The sequence below is a fragment of the Glutamicibacter sp. NPDC087673 genome (genome assembly GCF_044743255.1).
In the GTDB taxonomy this organism is placed as follows: Bacteria; Actinomycetota; Actinomycetes; order Actinomycetales; family Micrococcaceae; genus Glutamicibacter.
This window is the reverse complement of the sequence record NZ_JBIUWB010000001.1, coordinates 101,891-116,888: the sequence shown is the minus strand read 5'-3', so window position 1 is coordinate 116,888 and position 14,998 is coordinate 101,891. Positions and strand designations below refer to the sequence as shown.

The window sequence follows — 14,998 nt, the reverse complement described above, 5'->3', positions numbered from 1 at the left end:
TGGATTAAGCAATGGATCCCCGGCATCGCGATGCCGGGGATCCATTTCAATGTCGCCGAGGATTCACTGGGGATTGGTTTCTCTCGGATGGATTTGCTTGCAGGATGGAAATAGGTGGAGGCCATCTACCTATTGCTGATTCCGGGTACCTAGCTCGCCCTCGACTTCATCGGCGATTTCGGTCGTGGCAGCGGTAGTGATGGATTCTTCCTGCCAAATTTCCTCTAGCTCTGCGGATAACTCGGCTTCTTCTTGGGCATGATCGGGAACTGGGTCATTTGCGTTCATGGCCTCAGTCTAGCCATGTACACGTCGGAGTAAAGGGGTGCATGAAAAATTACTTCAGTGGAAACTTTCCTAGTCAGTATCAAAATAAGGGTCTCTTGAAGAGTCAGATGAAACTTTTTTAGGGAAAGTGGTTGACGCTTCAACTTCATTAGTGTCATACTGGTATCAACAAAACAAATTGAGGCGTCAACTACTTGATGGCCCGACGAAAGGATTTAGACATGACTGCATCTGCACTGACCACCGGAACCTGGAACCTCGATGCATCGCACTCCGAGATTGGCTTCTCGGTTCGCCACGCAGGCATCTCCAAGGTTCGCGGCAGCTTCACTGAATTCGACGCAACCCTGACCACCGGCGCAACCCTGGCAGATTCCTCGGTCGAGGCAACCGTCCAGATCGCATCGGTCAACACCAAGGACGCTAACCGCGACGGCCACCTGAAGGGCGAGGACTTCTTCAACGCCGAGCAGTTCCCAACCATGACCTTCAAGTCCACTGCGGTCAAGGGCGAGGCTGGCGAGTTCATTCTCGTTGGCGATCTGACCATCCGCGGCGTGAGCAAGGAAGTTGAATTCGAAGCAGAGCTCGGCGGCGAAGCTGTAGACGCTTTCGGTGCAACCCGCGTTGGCTTCTTCGCATCCACGACCATCTCCCGCAAGGAATTCGGCATCACCTGGAACGCAGCACTGGAAGCCGGTGGCGTTCTGGTCAGCGACAAGGTCAAGATCGAAATCGACGCTTCGTTCGTACTGCCAACCGCAGAGTAAAAGTTTCCCGAAGTCCGTCATGGGGATGACGGGATAAGGGCCGATACCGGCAAAGCCTCCGGCTCACGAAAGTGAGCTGGAGGCTTTGTCGTTAAAGTCGAGGGAAAACGTGCCTAGGACCCGGTGAACGACGGGTCCACGGAAAATGCGATAGCACCGATGACAAGGAATGCGACATACACGATCCAGAGCACGCCCAAAATGGTGCCGATCCAACCGGTCACTTTGCCGACCGTGGATACCGTATTGAATTCCCTTTCGGCTTTATTGGCCTTGAAAATAGCAATCGGGCCAAGGATCACGCCTGCTACGAAGATTGACACAATGCCAAGAATCATCGAGGTCTGTGCCAGCTGGGTGCCTTGAAATTGGGATGCTGTCGGATAGCCGAAGTTACCCGGGGGATACTGGCCCGGTTCGCCATGTGCCTGTTGATTGTAGTAAGGCTGTTGCGGGACGCCGTTGAGATCGTAGGAACCAGGCTGCTGGTACTGCCGGTTCTGACCCTGATGCCCTGAAGAATAAGGGTTTCGTGGTTCTTCGCCTGGACTGGTCATGGCAACCTGCTTTCCGCTTGTGAGGCTCGTTCGCTTAATTCAAGATTCTCACATGCAACCGGCAATAACATCTAATCTCTAGAAGAACTCTTGCGCGGATCCCTTGCAGCTGCGCGAGACATCAGCTGGCAGGATGCATTCTGCGCCACAGCGCATGAGTGCCTGTCGCCAACGCCACGAGTAATAGGCTCAGTGCCAAGCCGATCCCGAAGATCTGTCCGTAGTGGCCATTCTGCGCTAGATCTGCAGTTAGGTAGGTCGCCGCAGATGCCCCGGCGAACAGGGCAAAAACGAATAGTGAAACGGTGGTGGCCCGCGCGTCAGGCGAGATATCGGTCGCCCACCCCTGCATTGATGAGTGCATGATCGCGTTCGCGGCACCCAGGAAGAACGCGGTGAGGGTGTAAGAGGCAGGGGAGGGGGCGAACGCCGAAGGGAGGAAAGCTGCGCAAAGCAGCAGGCCTCCACCGCCAATAAGCCACGTTCGTCCAATGCGTGCCACCAATCGGCGCATCAAGCGTGCACCCAGAATGACTCCCAGGGCAAAAGCGCAACCTAGCGCTCCTGCCAAGCCAATAGCGACACCGGATTCTTGCAAGGCGGGAACGATATAGGTCAGCAATCCCATGAGCAGCCCGCCTTCGAGGAAGACGATGGCATAAAGGGCCAAATTCATGGGACGCAAAGCTGCACGGAATTTGAATCCGGAACGCGAATGCTCGGGCTCTGCCGCCTTCCGCAAGCTATACAGGGCCGCTACGCAACCCAGTGCAGGCAACAGGAACACCAGCCGCCAGTTCGCGTATGTTGCCAATGCTCCTGAAGCTAATGTCGCCAGGGTGGTGCCCAGCGAGGAATAGATCTGCAAATCAGATAAGCCGCGAGCGCGTTCCACCCCGGTACGGGTATCGCCCAGGAGCGTCATCAGGGTTGGATACAGTGCGCCGAACATGAACCCGGTGACGGAGCGGGCAATGAGTAGCGGCAAATAGTCGGTGAACATGATGCTGGCGACCGCGCCGAGGCAAGCGCCGATGAGCGCCGCGCGCAATACCGCAAGACGCCCGAAACGATCGCTAAGCACGCCCCAGATCGGCTGGCCTATGGCATAGAACAAGGCATAGGAAGCTACCAGTTGGACGGCTTGGGCGAAACTGAGCGAGGTACCCAGCGAAAGTGCGACCAGCATGGGAGGGGTGCCATAGCGGTCGAAGAAGGAAAGGAAGCCGACGAAGCGCAAAGCCGAATCGGGAATGGTGCGTACCGAAATCCGAAGGTCCTGTTGTTTCTCCATCCCGGCCCTTCAAGTGAGAATCTTCCGCCTGCCTATCCATGTAATCAGAATCTGCCCGCTGATGCTGTTTTGGATGACAGCTGCCACGGGCAGATGACGCATCGGCAGCTAGGCAGTTACCGGTGATTCAGTCATGAATTGAGCGAAGAATTCGCCCAACTCACCGGTCGCGTCCAGCGGCAGCGCCGTGGACACGTCCAAGCCTGGACAGGATTGGCGGGCTGGGTGCGCCAGATATCTCCGGTGATGAAAATCCGAGGCAAGGGAAGCATAACGGATTGCCGTCACGATGGAGCCAGGGAAGTCATCGCGGGCTTGAGCGTTTCCATGCCACCGGTGCGCTTCCGCGAAATGTTCGAAGCTGGACTGCCGGCTTCGCTTTTTTGCCGCGCGCGATCGAATAGAGGCGGACCTGAAGGGTTTTATTGCCGGCGGCTAGGGCAAGAAGCCGACAGCACACTTAAATGCACTCGCGGCCGGTTCCCTGGAGGTTTAGGAGGGGGGAACCGGCCGCGAAAGCTTATTGCGCCAGCCTTACAGGCCGCGAACCATCAGGACGTCCAAGGTACGCGGGCCGTGCACGCCTTCAACGCGCTCCAGCTCGATATCACTGGTGGCCGACGGGCCGGAGATCCAGGTCTGCGGACGGGTGATGGCCAGTCGCGGCATGGCTTCTGGCAGCAGGCGCACGATCGAGGAGATCGGCACGATGCACACATGGTGGTCGGGTACCAGCGAAATCGCGCGGCGGCCCTGGTTTGGCTCGCCATCGAGGATGATGGTGCCGGACTCGGCGACCGAAACGGCCGACGAGGTGACCACGGCGCTGGTTTCATCCAGTTCGGCGATGCTCAGCCGTGCGCCCGGGGCATCGATGCGCTGCTCGACCTTCTCGCCCAGCCCTGAGAGCCAGTCGGTGTCCAAGCCATGCGGGTAGACAACGCTGGAGGCTCCCGCCAGCTTGGCCGCTACGTATTCCGGGATCTGCGCGGCGTCAATGACGTTCACCCCGGCCTTGTAATCCACCAAGCGGTCCACCAGCAGGTCGATGAGCTCAGCTTCACCCATATCCGAGGTCTTGCGGTATTCGCGGGGTACCTCTTGGGCGACGGGAGCATCGGCTAGTGCCGAGCGGATCCGTCCCAGGATTTCGTCTTTTGCGCTCACTTGGACTCCTTCTCGTCGCTCCACCAGTCGCGGAAGGACTTGTTTGGCGGGGCGGGAATGTCACGGCTGGCGGTCCACCCTGCGGCGATGCCCGGAAGCTTCTTGATCTTCTTTTCCTTGCCGGACATCAGCCGGCCCAGCGGCAAGGCCTTTTCGAGCAGGCCGAGGTTCTTGCCCTTGCCCAACGCCCAGGAGCCGCCCTTCATCAGCAGATCCATCTGGGTCGGGAGCTTGTGCTTGTCGCGGTTGGCATCCACGTCCTCGCCGCGCAGGTGCACGAGGATTTCCGGGATGTTGATCTTCACCGGGCAAGCGTCGTAGCAGGCGCCGCACAGCGAGGAAGCATATGGCAAGGAGCCGTTTTCCTCGACCTGGATGCCGGTCAGCAGCGGGGAGAGGATTGCGCCGATCGGGCCCGGGTAGGTCGAACCGTAGGCGTGGCCGCCGGTGCGCTCGTACACTGGGCACACGTTCATGCACGCCGAGCAGCGGATGCAGTTCAGCGCGGTGCGGCCGAAGCGGTCGGCCAGGGCGCGGGTGCGGCCGTTATCCAGCAGCACGATGTGCACGTCCTGCGGGCCATCGTCTTCGCTCACGCCGGTCCACAGCGAGGTGTAGGGATTCATGCGCTCGCCGGTGGAAGACCGCGGCAGCAGCTGCATGAAGACCTCGATGTCCTCCCAGTGGGGGAGAACCTTCTCGATGCCCATGACCGTGATCAGGGTTTCGGGCAGGGTCAGGCACATGCGGCCGTTGCCCTCGGATTCCACTACGCCCAGGGTGCCGGTATCAGCCAGCGCGAAGTTCGCGCCGGAGATCGCGACCTTGGCGGAAAGGAACTTCTTGCGCAGGTGCTTGCGGGCAGCTTCGGCCAGCTTGGCTGGCTCATCGGTCAGGTTCGGATCCACTACCGGCATTTCCTTGAGGAAGATGTCGCGCACCTCGGTGCGGTTCTTGTGGATAGCCGGAACCAGGATGTGGCTTGGCTTGTCGTTGCCCAGCTGGACGATCAGCTCGGCAAGGTCGGTTTCGAAGGCTTCGATGCCCTCGGTCTCCAGGTGCTCGTTCAGGCCGATTTCCTGGGTGGCCATGGACTTGACCTTGACGACCTCTTTCGAGCCGGTCGCCTTGACCAGCTCGGTAACGATCTTGTTGGCTTCGTCCGCGTCACGGGCCCAGTGGACAATGCCGCCCCGGGCGGTGAAGTTCTTCTCGAACTCTTCCAAACGCTCTTCGAGGTTGGCCATCGTCAGGTTCTTGATGGCGCTGCCGGCGTCGCGCAGCTCTTCCCAGTCCGGAAGCTCGCCGACGACGTTCAGCCGCTTGTCGCGAATGGTGTGGGTGGCGTGGCGCAGGTTCTTGCGCATCTGGGTGTTGCCCAGTTCGCGGTGCGCGGCCTTGGGGAATGGCTCGGTCTCGAACAGGTTGCCCTGCCCGCCGGCAGGCATGCCGAGGAATACCTGAGTCACAGTGACACCGTCTCTTCCATGGTGCTGGCCAGGATATCTGCCAGGTGCAGGGTCTTTGGCTTGGCTCCGGTGCGCGAAAGTCCGCCGCCGATGTGCATCAGGCAGGAGGCGTCGCCGCCCGCGCAGGCCGAGGCGCCGGTGGAGCAGATGTTCTTCATCTTGTCTTCGAGCATTGCCGTGGAGACATCGGAGTTCTTGATCGAGAAGGTACCGCCGAAGCCGCAGCACTGGTCAGCTTCCGGAAGCTCGTTGACGGTGATGCCGCCGACGGTCTTGAGCAGATCAAGTTGCCGATCGCCGAGTTTCAGCGAACGCATGCCGTGGCAGGAAGGGTGGTAGGTGATGGTCTGCGGGAAGTAGCTGCCCAGCTGCTCGGCGGCGTTGGTGATCCCCAGGACATCCACCAGCAGTTGGCTCAGTTCATAGGTGCGCTTGCCCACGGCAACTGCGCGTTCCTTGAGCTCCGGCTTGCCCAGGCGCTCTGCCAGGAAAGGGTGCTGGTGCTTGACCGAAGCAACGCAGGAGCCCGAGGGGGCCACCGCGACGTCATAGTCTTCGGTGTCGAAGGCATTGATGTGGTTTTCGACCACGGGCAGGGCTTCAGGCATATAACCGGAATTCATGTGCATTTGCCCACAGCAGGCTTGCGCCTTGGGGAAAATGACTTCATGGCCCAAGCGTTCCAGGATTTTCACTGTCGACTTGGCGGTTTCCGGATACATAGCATCCACAATGCACGTGGCAAAGAGAGCAATTCGCATAATAAATGACTCTTTCAGGGTGTGGTCAGACCATACTATGCCACGTACTTCGTAATAGTCAAGACTTGTTGTGATAGCTCTCACCTTGTACTCTAGGTGGTCGGACCACATATGGTCAGACCATCTCGAGTAAGGACGCCCACACCGTGTTTACACCCTCCACGGATCCGATCGCGGGGAGCATAGCTGTTTCAGCGCTCATCGCACTGATCCCGCTTGTAGCCTTCTTCGTACTTCTGGCGGTAGTCAAGGTCAAGGCCCACTGGGCCGGCCTCGGCTCGCTCGCTGTTGCCATCCTCGTGGCGATCTTCGGCTGGAACATGCCGGTTGGATTGGCATTGAACTCCGGACTGATGGGCATGGTCTTCGGTGCCTTCCCTATTGTCTGGATCGTTGTCATGGCGATCTTCCTCTACCAGGTCACTGTCAAGTCGGGCCGCTTCGAAGACCTGCGCCGCGTCTTCGACGTCATCGGCGGCGGCGACGTGCGCATTCAGGCCGTGCTGATTGCTTTCTGCTTCGGCGGCCTGCTTGAAGCGCTGGCAGGCTTCGGCGCACCGGTAGCGATTACCGCCACCATGCTGCTGGCATTGGGCCTGTCGCCGCTGCGCGCAGCCTGCGCCGTGCTGATCGCCAACACCGCCCCGGTGGCCTTCGGTGCCGTGGCGATCCCGATCACCACCGCCGGTGCCCTGACCGGCATCCCGGCTGCCGACATCGGCGCCATCGTTGGCCATCAGTCCCCGCTGCTGGCGCTGTTCGTCCCATCGATCCTGGTCCTGATCCTCGACGGCTGGCGCGGCATGCGCCAGACCCTGCCGGCAACGCTGACCATCGGCATTTCCTTCGGTGTCGCCCAGTGGCTGTGCTCGACCTACTTCTCCTATGAGCTGACCGATATCGTTGCTGCGCTGGTTGGTCTGGCCGCCGCAGTGATCCTGCTGCGCTTCTGGACTCCAAAGGGTGCCGACGAGGCACGCCAGCGCGTGCTGACTGCTGAAGCCGCCGTAATTCCATACGAGGCCAATGCCAAGCTGCACCCGGTCAACACCTGGATGGCTTTGTTCCCGTACCTGCTGGTTATCGTCATCTTCGGCGTGGCCAAGCTGTGGAAGCTGGGCGTGGACATTCCTGCATGGCTGGCAACCACGGACATCAAGTTCGGCTGGCCAGGACTGGACGGCAAGATCCTGAATGCTGATGGCGAAGCGGTATCTTCGACCATCTACAACTTCCAGTGGCTATCCTCCCCGGGCACCTTGCTGCTGATCACCGGCCTGATCGTGGCCCTGGTCTACGCGAAGAACGACGGCAACGGCAAGTACAAGATGACCTTCGCCGAGGGTGCTGCCGAAATCGGCAAGACCGTCTACAACATGCGCTACGCCGCGCTGACCATCCTGTCGGTCCTCGGCCTGGCTTACGTAATGAACCTTTCGGGCCAGACCATCACCATTGGCACCTGGCTGGCAGGCACCGGCGCATTCTTCGCCTTCCTGTCGCCAATCCTGGGCTGGATCGGCACCGCGGTGACCGGCTCGGACACCTCGGCCAACGCGCTGTTCGCCAAGCTGCAGCAGACCGCTGGCATCAATGCCGGCATCGATCCGAACCTGCTGGTTGCCGCCAACACCTCCGGCGGCGTGGTCGGCAAGCTGATCTCCCCGCAGAACCTGGCCATCGCCGCTACCTCGGTGAAGATGGAAGGCCAGGAGTCGGTGATCCTCAAGAAGGTTGCCGGTTGGTCCGTAGGCATGCTGCTGGTGCTGTGCTGCTTGGTTTACCTGCAGTCCACCCCGGTTCTGTCCTGGATGCTGCCTTAGCCGTGAACGGCTAAAATAGATCCGATGCCAGTAAACCCAGCTCCGCGTGCGTACCAGATTGTTCTCCAAGCAATTGAAGAGGATCTGCGCAAGGAGAAGCTCTCCGTTGGAGACCAGCTTCCCGGCGAGCGTGCGCTCGCGGAGCAGCATGGGATCTCGCGGGCCTCGGTCCGCGATGCCATCCGCATCCTTGATGTGATGGGCATTATCAAGACTTCAACCGGCTCCGGGCCCAACTCCGGAGCGGTGATCATCTCCAACCCCTCGGCTGGCATTTCGCAGGCATTGCGCCTGCATCTGGCGGCCAAGGGGATCAACGTCCGCGAGATCGTCGAATCTCGCATCTTGCTGGAAACCTGGGCAGCGCAAATGACGCCGCGCGATCCAATCCATGCCCAGCAGGTCATTGACCGCACCGCGGTGCTGATCATGCGCATGGACGACGCGCAGCTCTCGCGCGAGGCCTTCCACCGTATTGATGCCGAGTTCCATGTGCTCCTGGCCTCCATGGCCGGCAACGCGGTAGTGGAATCGATGATGGAATCGCTGCGCAACTCGATCAGCGACTATGTTTCCGAATCGGTGCCCAGCGACGAGGCCTGGCAGCCGGTGGTGCGCATCCTGCGCCGCCAGCACAAGGCCATCCACCACGCGTTCGCGACGAACCAGCGCGAACGGGCGGCCCAGCTGCTCGAAGAGCACATCAACTGGTTCTACTCGCAGACCCGCTAGATCCGGCAGGATAGTTTTCAGGTAAATAAGTCGGACTTTAAGGCACCTCGCACCTCTTATATCTGATATGTTTTGGGGAAGCGACGGGGCTGATTTTTCGGATTTAACAGCTGGTTCATACCGCTGATGAGTTCCCGTCGATGTACCATCGACACTTCATGCGAGGGAATTCATGAGCCAACTTTTTGACCTGTCCGGACGCCTGGCCTTGGTCACCGGATCCTCCCGCGGCATTGGCCGCGAACTTGCCAGTGCCTTGGCGGATGCCGGTGCCACCATCATCCTGCATGGCCGCGACGAGCAACGCCTGGCCGAAACCGTTGCCGAATTCAGCAGACGCTATGGAGCTGAAAAAATCCATAGCGCCTGCTTCGATGTCACCGATGATGCCGCCGTGCGCGAGAACATCGCAGCCATTGAAAAGAACATCGGCCCCATCCGCATTTTGGTGAACAACGCGGGTATCCAGCACCGCGTGCCCATGCTGGATCTGGAGGTGGCTGACTGGCAGCGCGTGATCGACACGAACCTCACCAGCGCATTCCTGGTAGGCCGAGAGGTCGCACGCTCCATGGTGCAGCGTGGCGAAGGCAAGATCATCAACATCTGCTCGGTGCAAACCGACCTGGCCCGCCCCACCATCTCCGCCTACACCGCGGCCAAGGGAGGTCTGCGCAATCTCACCCGCGCCATGACCGCCGAATGGGCTGGTTCGGGACTGCAAATCAACGGCATCGCACCGGGCTACATCCACACCGAAATGACACAGAATCTGGTGGACGACGAAAAATTCAACTCCTGGATTCTGGGCCGCACCCCCGCAGCGCGTTGGGGCGCCGTCGAGGATCTGGCCGGACCAGCAGTCTGGTTGGCCTCGGACGGATCAAATTACGTGAACGGACAGACCATTTTCATCGACGGAGGCATGAGCGTTGTCGTCTAATTCCCTCGCCACCAGCACGTTGGCCGTCGTGGCCCATGCAGCCGATGATTTGCGTATTGAACAAATCGAGCTGGCAGCGCCGCGAGCAGATGAAGCACGCGTTGCCATCGCTTACGGCGGTATTTGCGGATCAGACTTGCATTACTGGAGCCACGGCGCCGCCGGGGAATCGTTCCTCAAGGCTCCAATGGTTCTCGGGCATGAAATCGTCGGGACCGTCATGCAGGCCGCCGCTGACGGCAGCGGGCCGGCAGCCGGAACCAAAGTCGCCGTGCACCCGGCAACACCAGGCGAGACCGGGGAACCTTACCCGGCCGACCGCCCGAATCTTTCCCCGGGGTGCACCTATCTGGGCTCGGCCGCCCGCTACCCGCACACCGAGGGCGCATTCGCCCGCGAAGTGAACCTGCCATCACGCATGCTGCGTGAGCTGCCTGCTGGCTTAGCACTGCGTGATGCGGCACTGGCAGAACCGGCTGCGGTTGCTTGGCATGCGGTGTCGCGCGCCGGTGAAGTCGCCGGCAAGAAGGCGCTGGTTATTGGTGCTGGGCCGATCGGAGCTCTCGCTGTAGCAGTGCTCAAGCGTGCCGGAGCCAAAGAAATCATCGCAGTGGACATGCACGAGAAGCCGTTGGAAATCGCCGGGAAACTCGGTGCCACTTCAACTTTGCGCGCCGATGACCAGGAAGCTCTTGCCCAGGTGGGCGCGGACGTGGTGATCGAGGCCAGCGGCAACTTCCGCGGGTTGGCCTCCGCCGTGCGCGGTGCCGTGCGCGGCGGTCGAGTGGTCATGGTCGGGTTGCTGCCCTCAGGAGAACAACCCGCACTCATTTCGCTGGCTATTACCCGCGAGCTGGAACTGGTTGGTTCCTTCCGCTTCAACGACGAAATCGACCATGTGCTTGCTGCCCTGGCCGACGGTTCACTGCAGGTTTCCGAGGCGGTAACCCACGAGTTCCCGGTCGCCGATGCGCTTGAAGCCTTCGAAACGGCCAAGGATTCGGCTCGCTCCGGCAAAGTCCTGCTGAACTTCCTGGGGCAATAGTTGGCTTCAGCTAGAAGTGCACCGCGGCGGCACCTGAAGTCGGGGGCCGCCGCGGTGCTTTTTAGTTCAGCGAACTCTAGTTGGTCTCTGCGATGCTTACCGCGGTTGTCACGGGCACCGGATTGGCGAAGAGGTCCAGCACCGGGCAGTGTGCATCCACTGCGCGGCGCAGTTCTTCATAGCGTTCAGCTGATTCCGGTCCGGCAATCCGGATGTCCAGATCCACCGACGAGAAGCCGGGGCGGATGGTCTGGTCGATGCCGAAGAGTCCGCGGACATCGAGGTGGCCATTGGCCTGGATCTTCACGTCGTCCACCTGGATGCCGAGGTTCTGCGCGTACAAGCGGTAGACCACAACCTGGCAGGAGATGAGCGCTCCGAGCGCGTATTCCACGGGGCTTGCGGCCAGGTCGCTGCCGCCCAGGGCAGCTGGCTCGTCGGCCTGGAAGGTGTGCTTGCCGGAGACAATGTTGCTGGCTACCGAATCGAAGCCTTCGCCCTCGACGGTGAAAGTCAATTGGGCACTTTGCGGGGCAGCCGAAATTCGTTCGCCCCAGCCCTTGCCTGCTTCCTGCAGGCGCTGTGCGCGGTCTTCGGATACGGTTGGGGCAGATGCTGCATTAGTCATGGGGAATTGATCCCCTTTCTGGCGCAAGGGGCGCCATCGCTTACGCATCTTGGCGTTCAAGATGCGTCGAATCTTCACCTGGGGCACCCCGCACAATGACGCAGGAGGGTTGCCGTCCACTCAGCCAGGGCTCAAAGAGTGGAACTCGTGATTCAGTGATTAATTTCTATCGGTTGCAGGGCCCGCGGGTAAAGGGCAGAAGTAACTTTTCGTCACCGGGCATCTTGCTTTCCGGCTCGCTAAGATGGAATCTAGCTCTCGGGCGCCCACTGCACGAACAATGAACGGCGAGTATGGAATTCCAGCTGACACTTTCTGCGGCCCAGACCTTGGTGACCGAATCCGAATACAACCTGGGCCAATTCCTGTGTGATTCCGGAAAAGTGCAGATCGCCAACCGGGTAATGCAACCGGGATCTACCCGCATCTCCGGTGTGGTGCTGCGTGAATCGGTGATGGCCCAATTGGAAATCACCGAGGGCAATATCAGCTTCACCAGCTTCTGCGGCAAGCATCCGGGGGTTCAGTCCTGTGAAGATGTCGCCGCCTTGCTCATTGAGGTCACCACCGAAGAAGACCAGGGCTTTTTCGTCTCCGACTCCGGGGTGGATCCCCACGCTTGGAAACGCAATAGCAAGCCGCAGTGGGAACGTACCCTTGACCGTCTGCTTCCAGTCATTTCCGATGAGCCGCTGGTTGCCGAAGAACCGCTGGGATTGATCCTGAAAGTGGTAAGCGAACCGCGTTATGGCGGCGAGGACGCGCTGACCTTGCAGGCACGCCCGGCCCGCCAGGGCACCAAGAGCCCCTGGATCCAAACCGGGATCAGCTGGCGCAATGTTGCTTTTGATACGCGGTTCTCCAAGAAGCAGCGTCGTGCGGTCGTTGAACTGGACCGGTTGCGTGAACACGTTGAACAAGATACTTATCGCCATTCGTGGGATCCCAAGGAGTGGATCTCCTTGATGGATTTTCCAGGCCAGGACCTGCTGGATGCGTTCGAAGCCCTGCGTGAAGCTGGAGTGCAGATCGTCAACGGCGGTTCTACGGCCAAGGCCCCGGTGGAGTTCAGCGAGCAACCAGCCATGGCACACGTGGATGTGCGTCGCGGTGAACATGGCCTGAGCATGGAAGGGAAGCTGCGCGGGCCGAGCGAAGAGCACGTCTACCTCTTGCCCATAGGCACGCCGCCGACCTTGTTGGCTTACGCGTCCAGCCCCTTGCCGAAGGCCAGGGAAATCGGTTTGGCCCGGTTCGCTGAACCGGTCACGAAGGAACTGGCCACATTTATTGAATCCGGTGCGCAATCCATCCCGCAGGAAGGCGTTGAGCTTTTCGAGCGCCAGCACCTGGACCGATTGCGCCTGATGGCACCGTTGAAGAGCGAGGATGACAGCTACAGCATCCCTGTTCCAGCACGCCCCAGCCTCAAGCTGTCCCTGGAGAGCATCCGAACTCCGCTGACCGTGAGCTATTCCTGGGAGTACGCCTCCGCGGGCCCCCGCCAGTATGCCGTGGAAAAGGAAATTGCTGCTTCGGTGCAGGACAAGCTCGGCGCGCAGGCTTCCTTGGGGCAACTGACCTCTTCAGGAATCTTCCCGCCGAAGGAATTCAGCACCTCCGAATCCATCGATTTCTTGGTCTACGCATTGCCGCTATTGGCAGAGCATCCCGATGTGGTCGTTGAAGAGCAGAACAGGCTGCCGAAGTACCGGATCAGCCACGCGCCGGCCGCTGTCAGTGTCGAAGCCGGCGAAAGCACGGGGGACTGGTTCGACTTGTCTGTGGAAGTGCTCCTGGACGAGACCAAGGTCCCGTTCCCACTGCTGCTGGAGGCCTTGACCAAGCAAGATGAGTATCTCGTCCTCGATGACCTTACGGTGATCCCGATTGATGGTGCAGATTTCACGCAGCTGCGCCAGCTGATATCAGAGGCCGGGGAGCTGGGCACGGTGCAGGGCGATACGATCCGCATCCATAAGTTGAGCATCGACTGGTGGCAAGAACTGGTGGATCTGGGCATTATCGAAGCCCAGCACAACCAGTGGCTGCAGACCATGAATGCGCTGCAAAGCGGTGAAGAAATGCAGCCGGTCCAGCTAGCGGAAACGTTCAACGCTGAACTGCGCCCGTATCAGGGCCACGGCCTATCCTGGCTCAACTTCTTGCGTACCCATGATCTCGGCGGCGTCCTTGCCGACGATATGGGTCTGGGCAAGACCGTCCAGTTGCTGGCTTGCCTTGAACAAGCGCGCGTCGAGGATCCTGCCCAGAAATTCCTGGTGCTGGCTCCTACCTCGGTGGTGGGCAACTGGATCAATGAGGCGCAGCGATTTGCGCCGCAGATGAGAGTCACCGGCATCACTTCAACAGCTAGAATGAGCGGCCAAAGCATGGCGTCGCAGATCGGTGACGCCCAATTGGTAGTTACCAGCTACACGATCTTCCGCCTGGCCTATGAGGATTTTGAAGCCGCCGGATTCAACGTCATGATCATGGACGAGGCCCAGCAACTGAAGAACCATGCCTCCAAAGGCTACAAGCAGGCCCGGCAGCTGCCAGTGCCGTGCAAATTCGTGGTCACTGGCACTCCCATGGAAAACAACCTGCTGGAACTGTGGGCGTTGGTCTCACTGGCTGCACCAGGCCTGCTGGGCGGTGCGAAGTCCTTTAAGGACAACTACCAGAAGCCCATTGCCGACGGAGACCAGGAGCGCCTGGAGCGCCTGAAGAGCCGACTGCGTCCGTTCGTGCTGCGCCGTACCAAGGAACAGGTCGTTCCAGAGTTGCCGGCGAAGACCGAGCAGGTGCTGGAAGTCGAACTGGAGCCGGGGCACCGCAAAGCTTATGACCGCCGCTTCCAGCGTGTGCGGCAAGAAGTTCTGGGGCTGGTTGACGACGTTGATTCGAATCGCTTCCAGATTCTCCAATCGCTGACCTTGCTGCGCCAGCTGGCCTTGGATCCGTCCTTGGTAGGCGAGGGCGATGCTCCGAGCGCGAAGCTGGAAATGCTGCGCGAACTCATGGGGGATGCGGTTTCTGAAGGGCATAAGATTCTGGTCTTCAGCCAATTCACCAGTTTCTTGGCCAAGGCACGCGACGTCGCTGAAGAGCTGGGCATTGAGCACGGATACCTTGATGGGTCCACCACTGGCCCAAAGCGCAAGGAACTGATTGACGGTTTCAGCGAGGGAGATTTCCCGGTCTTCTTCATCTCGCTGAAGTCCGGCGGCTTCGGCATTAATCTCACTTCCGCCGACTACTGCATCTTGCTGGACCCATGGTGGAACCCGCAGGCCGAAGCCCAGGCTATTGACCGGGCCCACCGCATTGGGCAAACTCGTCCGGTCTATGTGTATCGCTTGGTGGCAAAGGACACCATCGAATCCAAGGTGCTCGCGCTGCAGGCCAAGAAGACGCAGCTGTTCAATGATGTCCTGGGAGAGACTGCCCAAGCCGCGCAGAGTGCTGCGTTAAGCGCCGATGATTTCCTGGCGCTGATGGAGTGAGCCTAAAAAGCT

Annotated in this window: 13 protein-coding genes and 1 riboswitch; of the genes, 6 read left to right on the top strand and 7 right to left on the bottom strand. The window is 60.0% G+C overall.

What is annotated here, in order from left to right; genetic code table 11:
- Positions 1-129 precede the first annotated feature (129 nt).
- Complete coding sequence (locus ACIOTL_RS00565; protein ID WP_332489142.1) at positions 130-288, bottom strand: hypothetical protein; 159 nt, start codon at positions 286-288, stop codon at positions 130-132.
- Between the two features lie 221 nt (positions 289-509).
- On the opposite strand from ACIOTL_RS00565, the gene ACIOTL_RS00560 reads away from it, so the two are divergent.
- Positions 510-1,058 (top strand): YceI family protein, encoded by a 549-nt coding sequence (locus ACIOTL_RS00560; protein ID WP_105656264.1) that lies wholly within the window; start codon positions 510-512, stop codon positions 1,056-1,058.
- Between the two features lie 113 nt (positions 1,059-1,171).
- Here ACIOTL_RS00560 and ACIOTL_RS00555 read toward each other — a convergent pair whose 3' ends face one another.
- From ACIOTL_RS00555 to ACIOTL_RS00535, 5 genes are all read right to left on the bottom strand, one after another.
- The gene (locus ACIOTL_RS00555; protein ID WP_332489141.1) at positions 1,172-1,615 is read right to left on the bottom strand and encodes a DUF4190 domain-containing protein; all 444 of its coding nucleotides are present in this window, start codon (positions 1,613-1,615) and stop codon (positions 1,172-1,174) included.
- A 121-nt stretch (positions 1,616-1,736) separates the two neighbouring features.
- Entirely contained in the window at positions 1,737-2,909 is a 1,173-nt protein-coding gene (locus ACIOTL_RS00550) for an MFS transporter (RefSeq protein ID WP_400341257.1), read from the bottom strand.
- A gap of 534 nt (positions 2,910-3,443) precedes the next feature.
- Positions 3,444-4,076 carry an LUD domain-containing protein gene (locus ACIOTL_RS00545; protein ID WP_332489138.1) on the bottom strand — a complete coding sequence of 211 codons (633 nt, stop codon included), beginning with the start codon at positions 4,074-4,076 and terminating at the stop codon, positions 3,444-3,446.
- Complete coding sequence (locus tag ACIOTL_RS00540; RefSeq protein ID WP_400341896.1) at positions 4,073-5,524, bottom strand: LutB/LldF family L-lactate oxidation iron-sulfur protein; 1,452 nt, start codon at positions 5,522-5,524, stop codon at positions 4,073-4,075. The genes ACIOTL_RS00545 and ACIOTL_RS00540 overlap by 4 nt, the downstream gene beginning before the upstream one ends.
- Before the next feature lie 17 nt (positions 5,525-5,541).
- On the bottom strand, positions 5,542-6,306 hold the full coding sequence (locus tag ACIOTL_RS00535; RefSeq protein WP_105656268.1) for a (Fe-S)-binding protein: 765 nt from the start codon (positions 6,304-6,306) through the stop codon (positions 5,542-5,544).
- Positions 6,307-6,452: 146 nt separating this feature from the next.
- Here ACIOTL_RS00535 and ACIOTL_RS00530 point away from each other — a divergent pair, with 146 nt between their 5' ends.
- The 4 genes from ACIOTL_RS00530 to ACIOTL_RS00515 all read left to right on the top strand — a co-directional run bounded on the left by ACIOTL_RS00530 (position 6,453) and on the right by ACIOTL_RS00515 (position 10,849).
- Positions 6,453-8,129, top strand: coding sequence for an L-lactate permease (locus tag ACIOTL_RS00530; RefSeq protein ID WP_332489136.1), 1,677 nt, complete (start codon positions 6,453-6,455; stop codon positions 8,127-8,129).
- 24 nt (positions 8,130-8,153) lie between these two features.
- The gene (locus ACIOTL_RS00525) at positions 8,154-8,861 is read left to right on the top strand and encodes a FadR/GntR family transcriptional regulator (protein WP_105661994.1); all 708 of its coding nucleotides are present in this window, start codon (positions 8,154-8,156) and stop codon (positions 8,859-8,861) included.
- A gap of 172 nt (positions 8,862-9,033) precedes the next feature.
- Positions 9,034-9,804 carry an SDR family oxidoreductase gene (locus tag ACIOTL_RS00520; protein ID WP_105661993.1) on the top strand — a complete coding sequence of 257 codons (771 nt, stop codon included), beginning with the start codon at positions 9,034-9,036 and terminating at the stop codon, positions 9,802-9,804.
- Positions 9,794-10,849: an L-idonate 5-dehydrogenase gene (locus tag ACIOTL_RS00515; RefSeq protein WP_400341255.1), complete on the top strand. Its 1,056-nt coding sequence runs from the start codon at positions 9,794-9,796 to the stop codon at positions 10,847-10,849. The genes ACIOTL_RS00520 and ACIOTL_RS00515 overlap by 11 nt, the downstream gene beginning before the upstream one ends.
- A 76-nt stretch (positions 10,850-10,925) precedes the next feature.
- On the opposite strand, the gene ACIOTL_RS00510 is transcribed toward ACIOTL_RS00515, so the two are convergent.
- On the bottom strand, positions 10,926-11,477 hold the full coding sequence (locus tag ACIOTL_RS00510; RefSeq protein ID WP_400341252.1) for an OsmC family protein: 552 nt from the start codon (positions 11,475-11,477) through the stop codon (positions 10,926-10,928).
- Positions 11,478-11,508: 31 nt separating this feature from the next.
- Positions 11,509-11,630, bottom strand: a riboswitch (SAM riboswitch).
- Between the two features lie 140 nt (positions 11,631-11,770).
- Here ACIOTL_RS00510 and ACIOTL_RS00505 point away from each other — a divergent pair.
- A complete protein-coding gene (locus ACIOTL_RS00505; protein ID WP_400341250.1) occupies positions 11,771-14,986 on the top strand; it encodes a DEAD/DEAH box helicase in 3,216 nt (1,071 codons plus the stop codon).
- The last annotated feature ends 12 nt before the right edge of the window (positions 14,987-14,998 follow it).

Bases quoted from the DNA above. Each gene is read 5' to 3' on its own strand.
- ACIOTL_RS00525 (WP_105661994.1), top strand. From the start codon at position 8,154: ATGCCAGTAAACCCAGCTCCGCGTGCGTACCAGATTGTTCTCCAAGCA.
- ACIOTL_RS00550 (WP_400341257.1), bottom strand. From the start codon at position 2,909: ATGGAGAAACAACAGGACCTTCGGATTTCGGTACGCACCATTCCCGAT.
- ACIOTL_RS00535 (WP_105656268.1), bottom strand. From the start codon at position 6,306: ATGCGAATTGCTCTCTTTGCCACGTGCATTGTGGATGCTATGTATCCG.
- ACIOTL_RS00510 (WP_400341252.1), bottom strand. From the start codon at position 11,477: ATGACTAATGCAGCATCTGCCCCAACCGTATCCGAAGACCGCGCACAG.
- ACIOTL_RS00565 (WP_332489142.1), bottom strand. From the start codon at position 288: ATGAACGCAAATGACCCAGTTCCCGATCATGCCCAAGAAGAAGCCGAG.
- ACIOTL_RS00505 (WP_400341250.1), top strand. From the start codon at position 11,771: ATGGAATTCCAGCTGACACTTTCTGCGGCCCAGACCTTGGTGACCGAA.
- ACIOTL_RS00560 (WP_105656264.1), top strand. From the start codon at position 510: ATGACTGCATCTGCACTGACCACCGGAACCTGGAACCTCGATGCATCG.
- ACIOTL_RS00540 (WP_400341896.1), bottom strand. From the start codon at position 5,524: ATGCCTGCCGGCGGGCAGGGCAACCTGTTCGAGACCGAGCCATTCCCC.
- ACIOTL_RS00555 (WP_332489141.1), bottom strand. From the start codon at position 1,615: ATGACCAGTCCAGGCGAAGAACCACGAAACCCTTATTCTTCAGGGCAT.
- ACIOTL_RS00520 (WP_105661993.1), top strand. From the start codon at position 9,034: ATGAGCCAACTTTTTGACCTGTCCGGACGCCTGGCCTTGGTCACCGGA.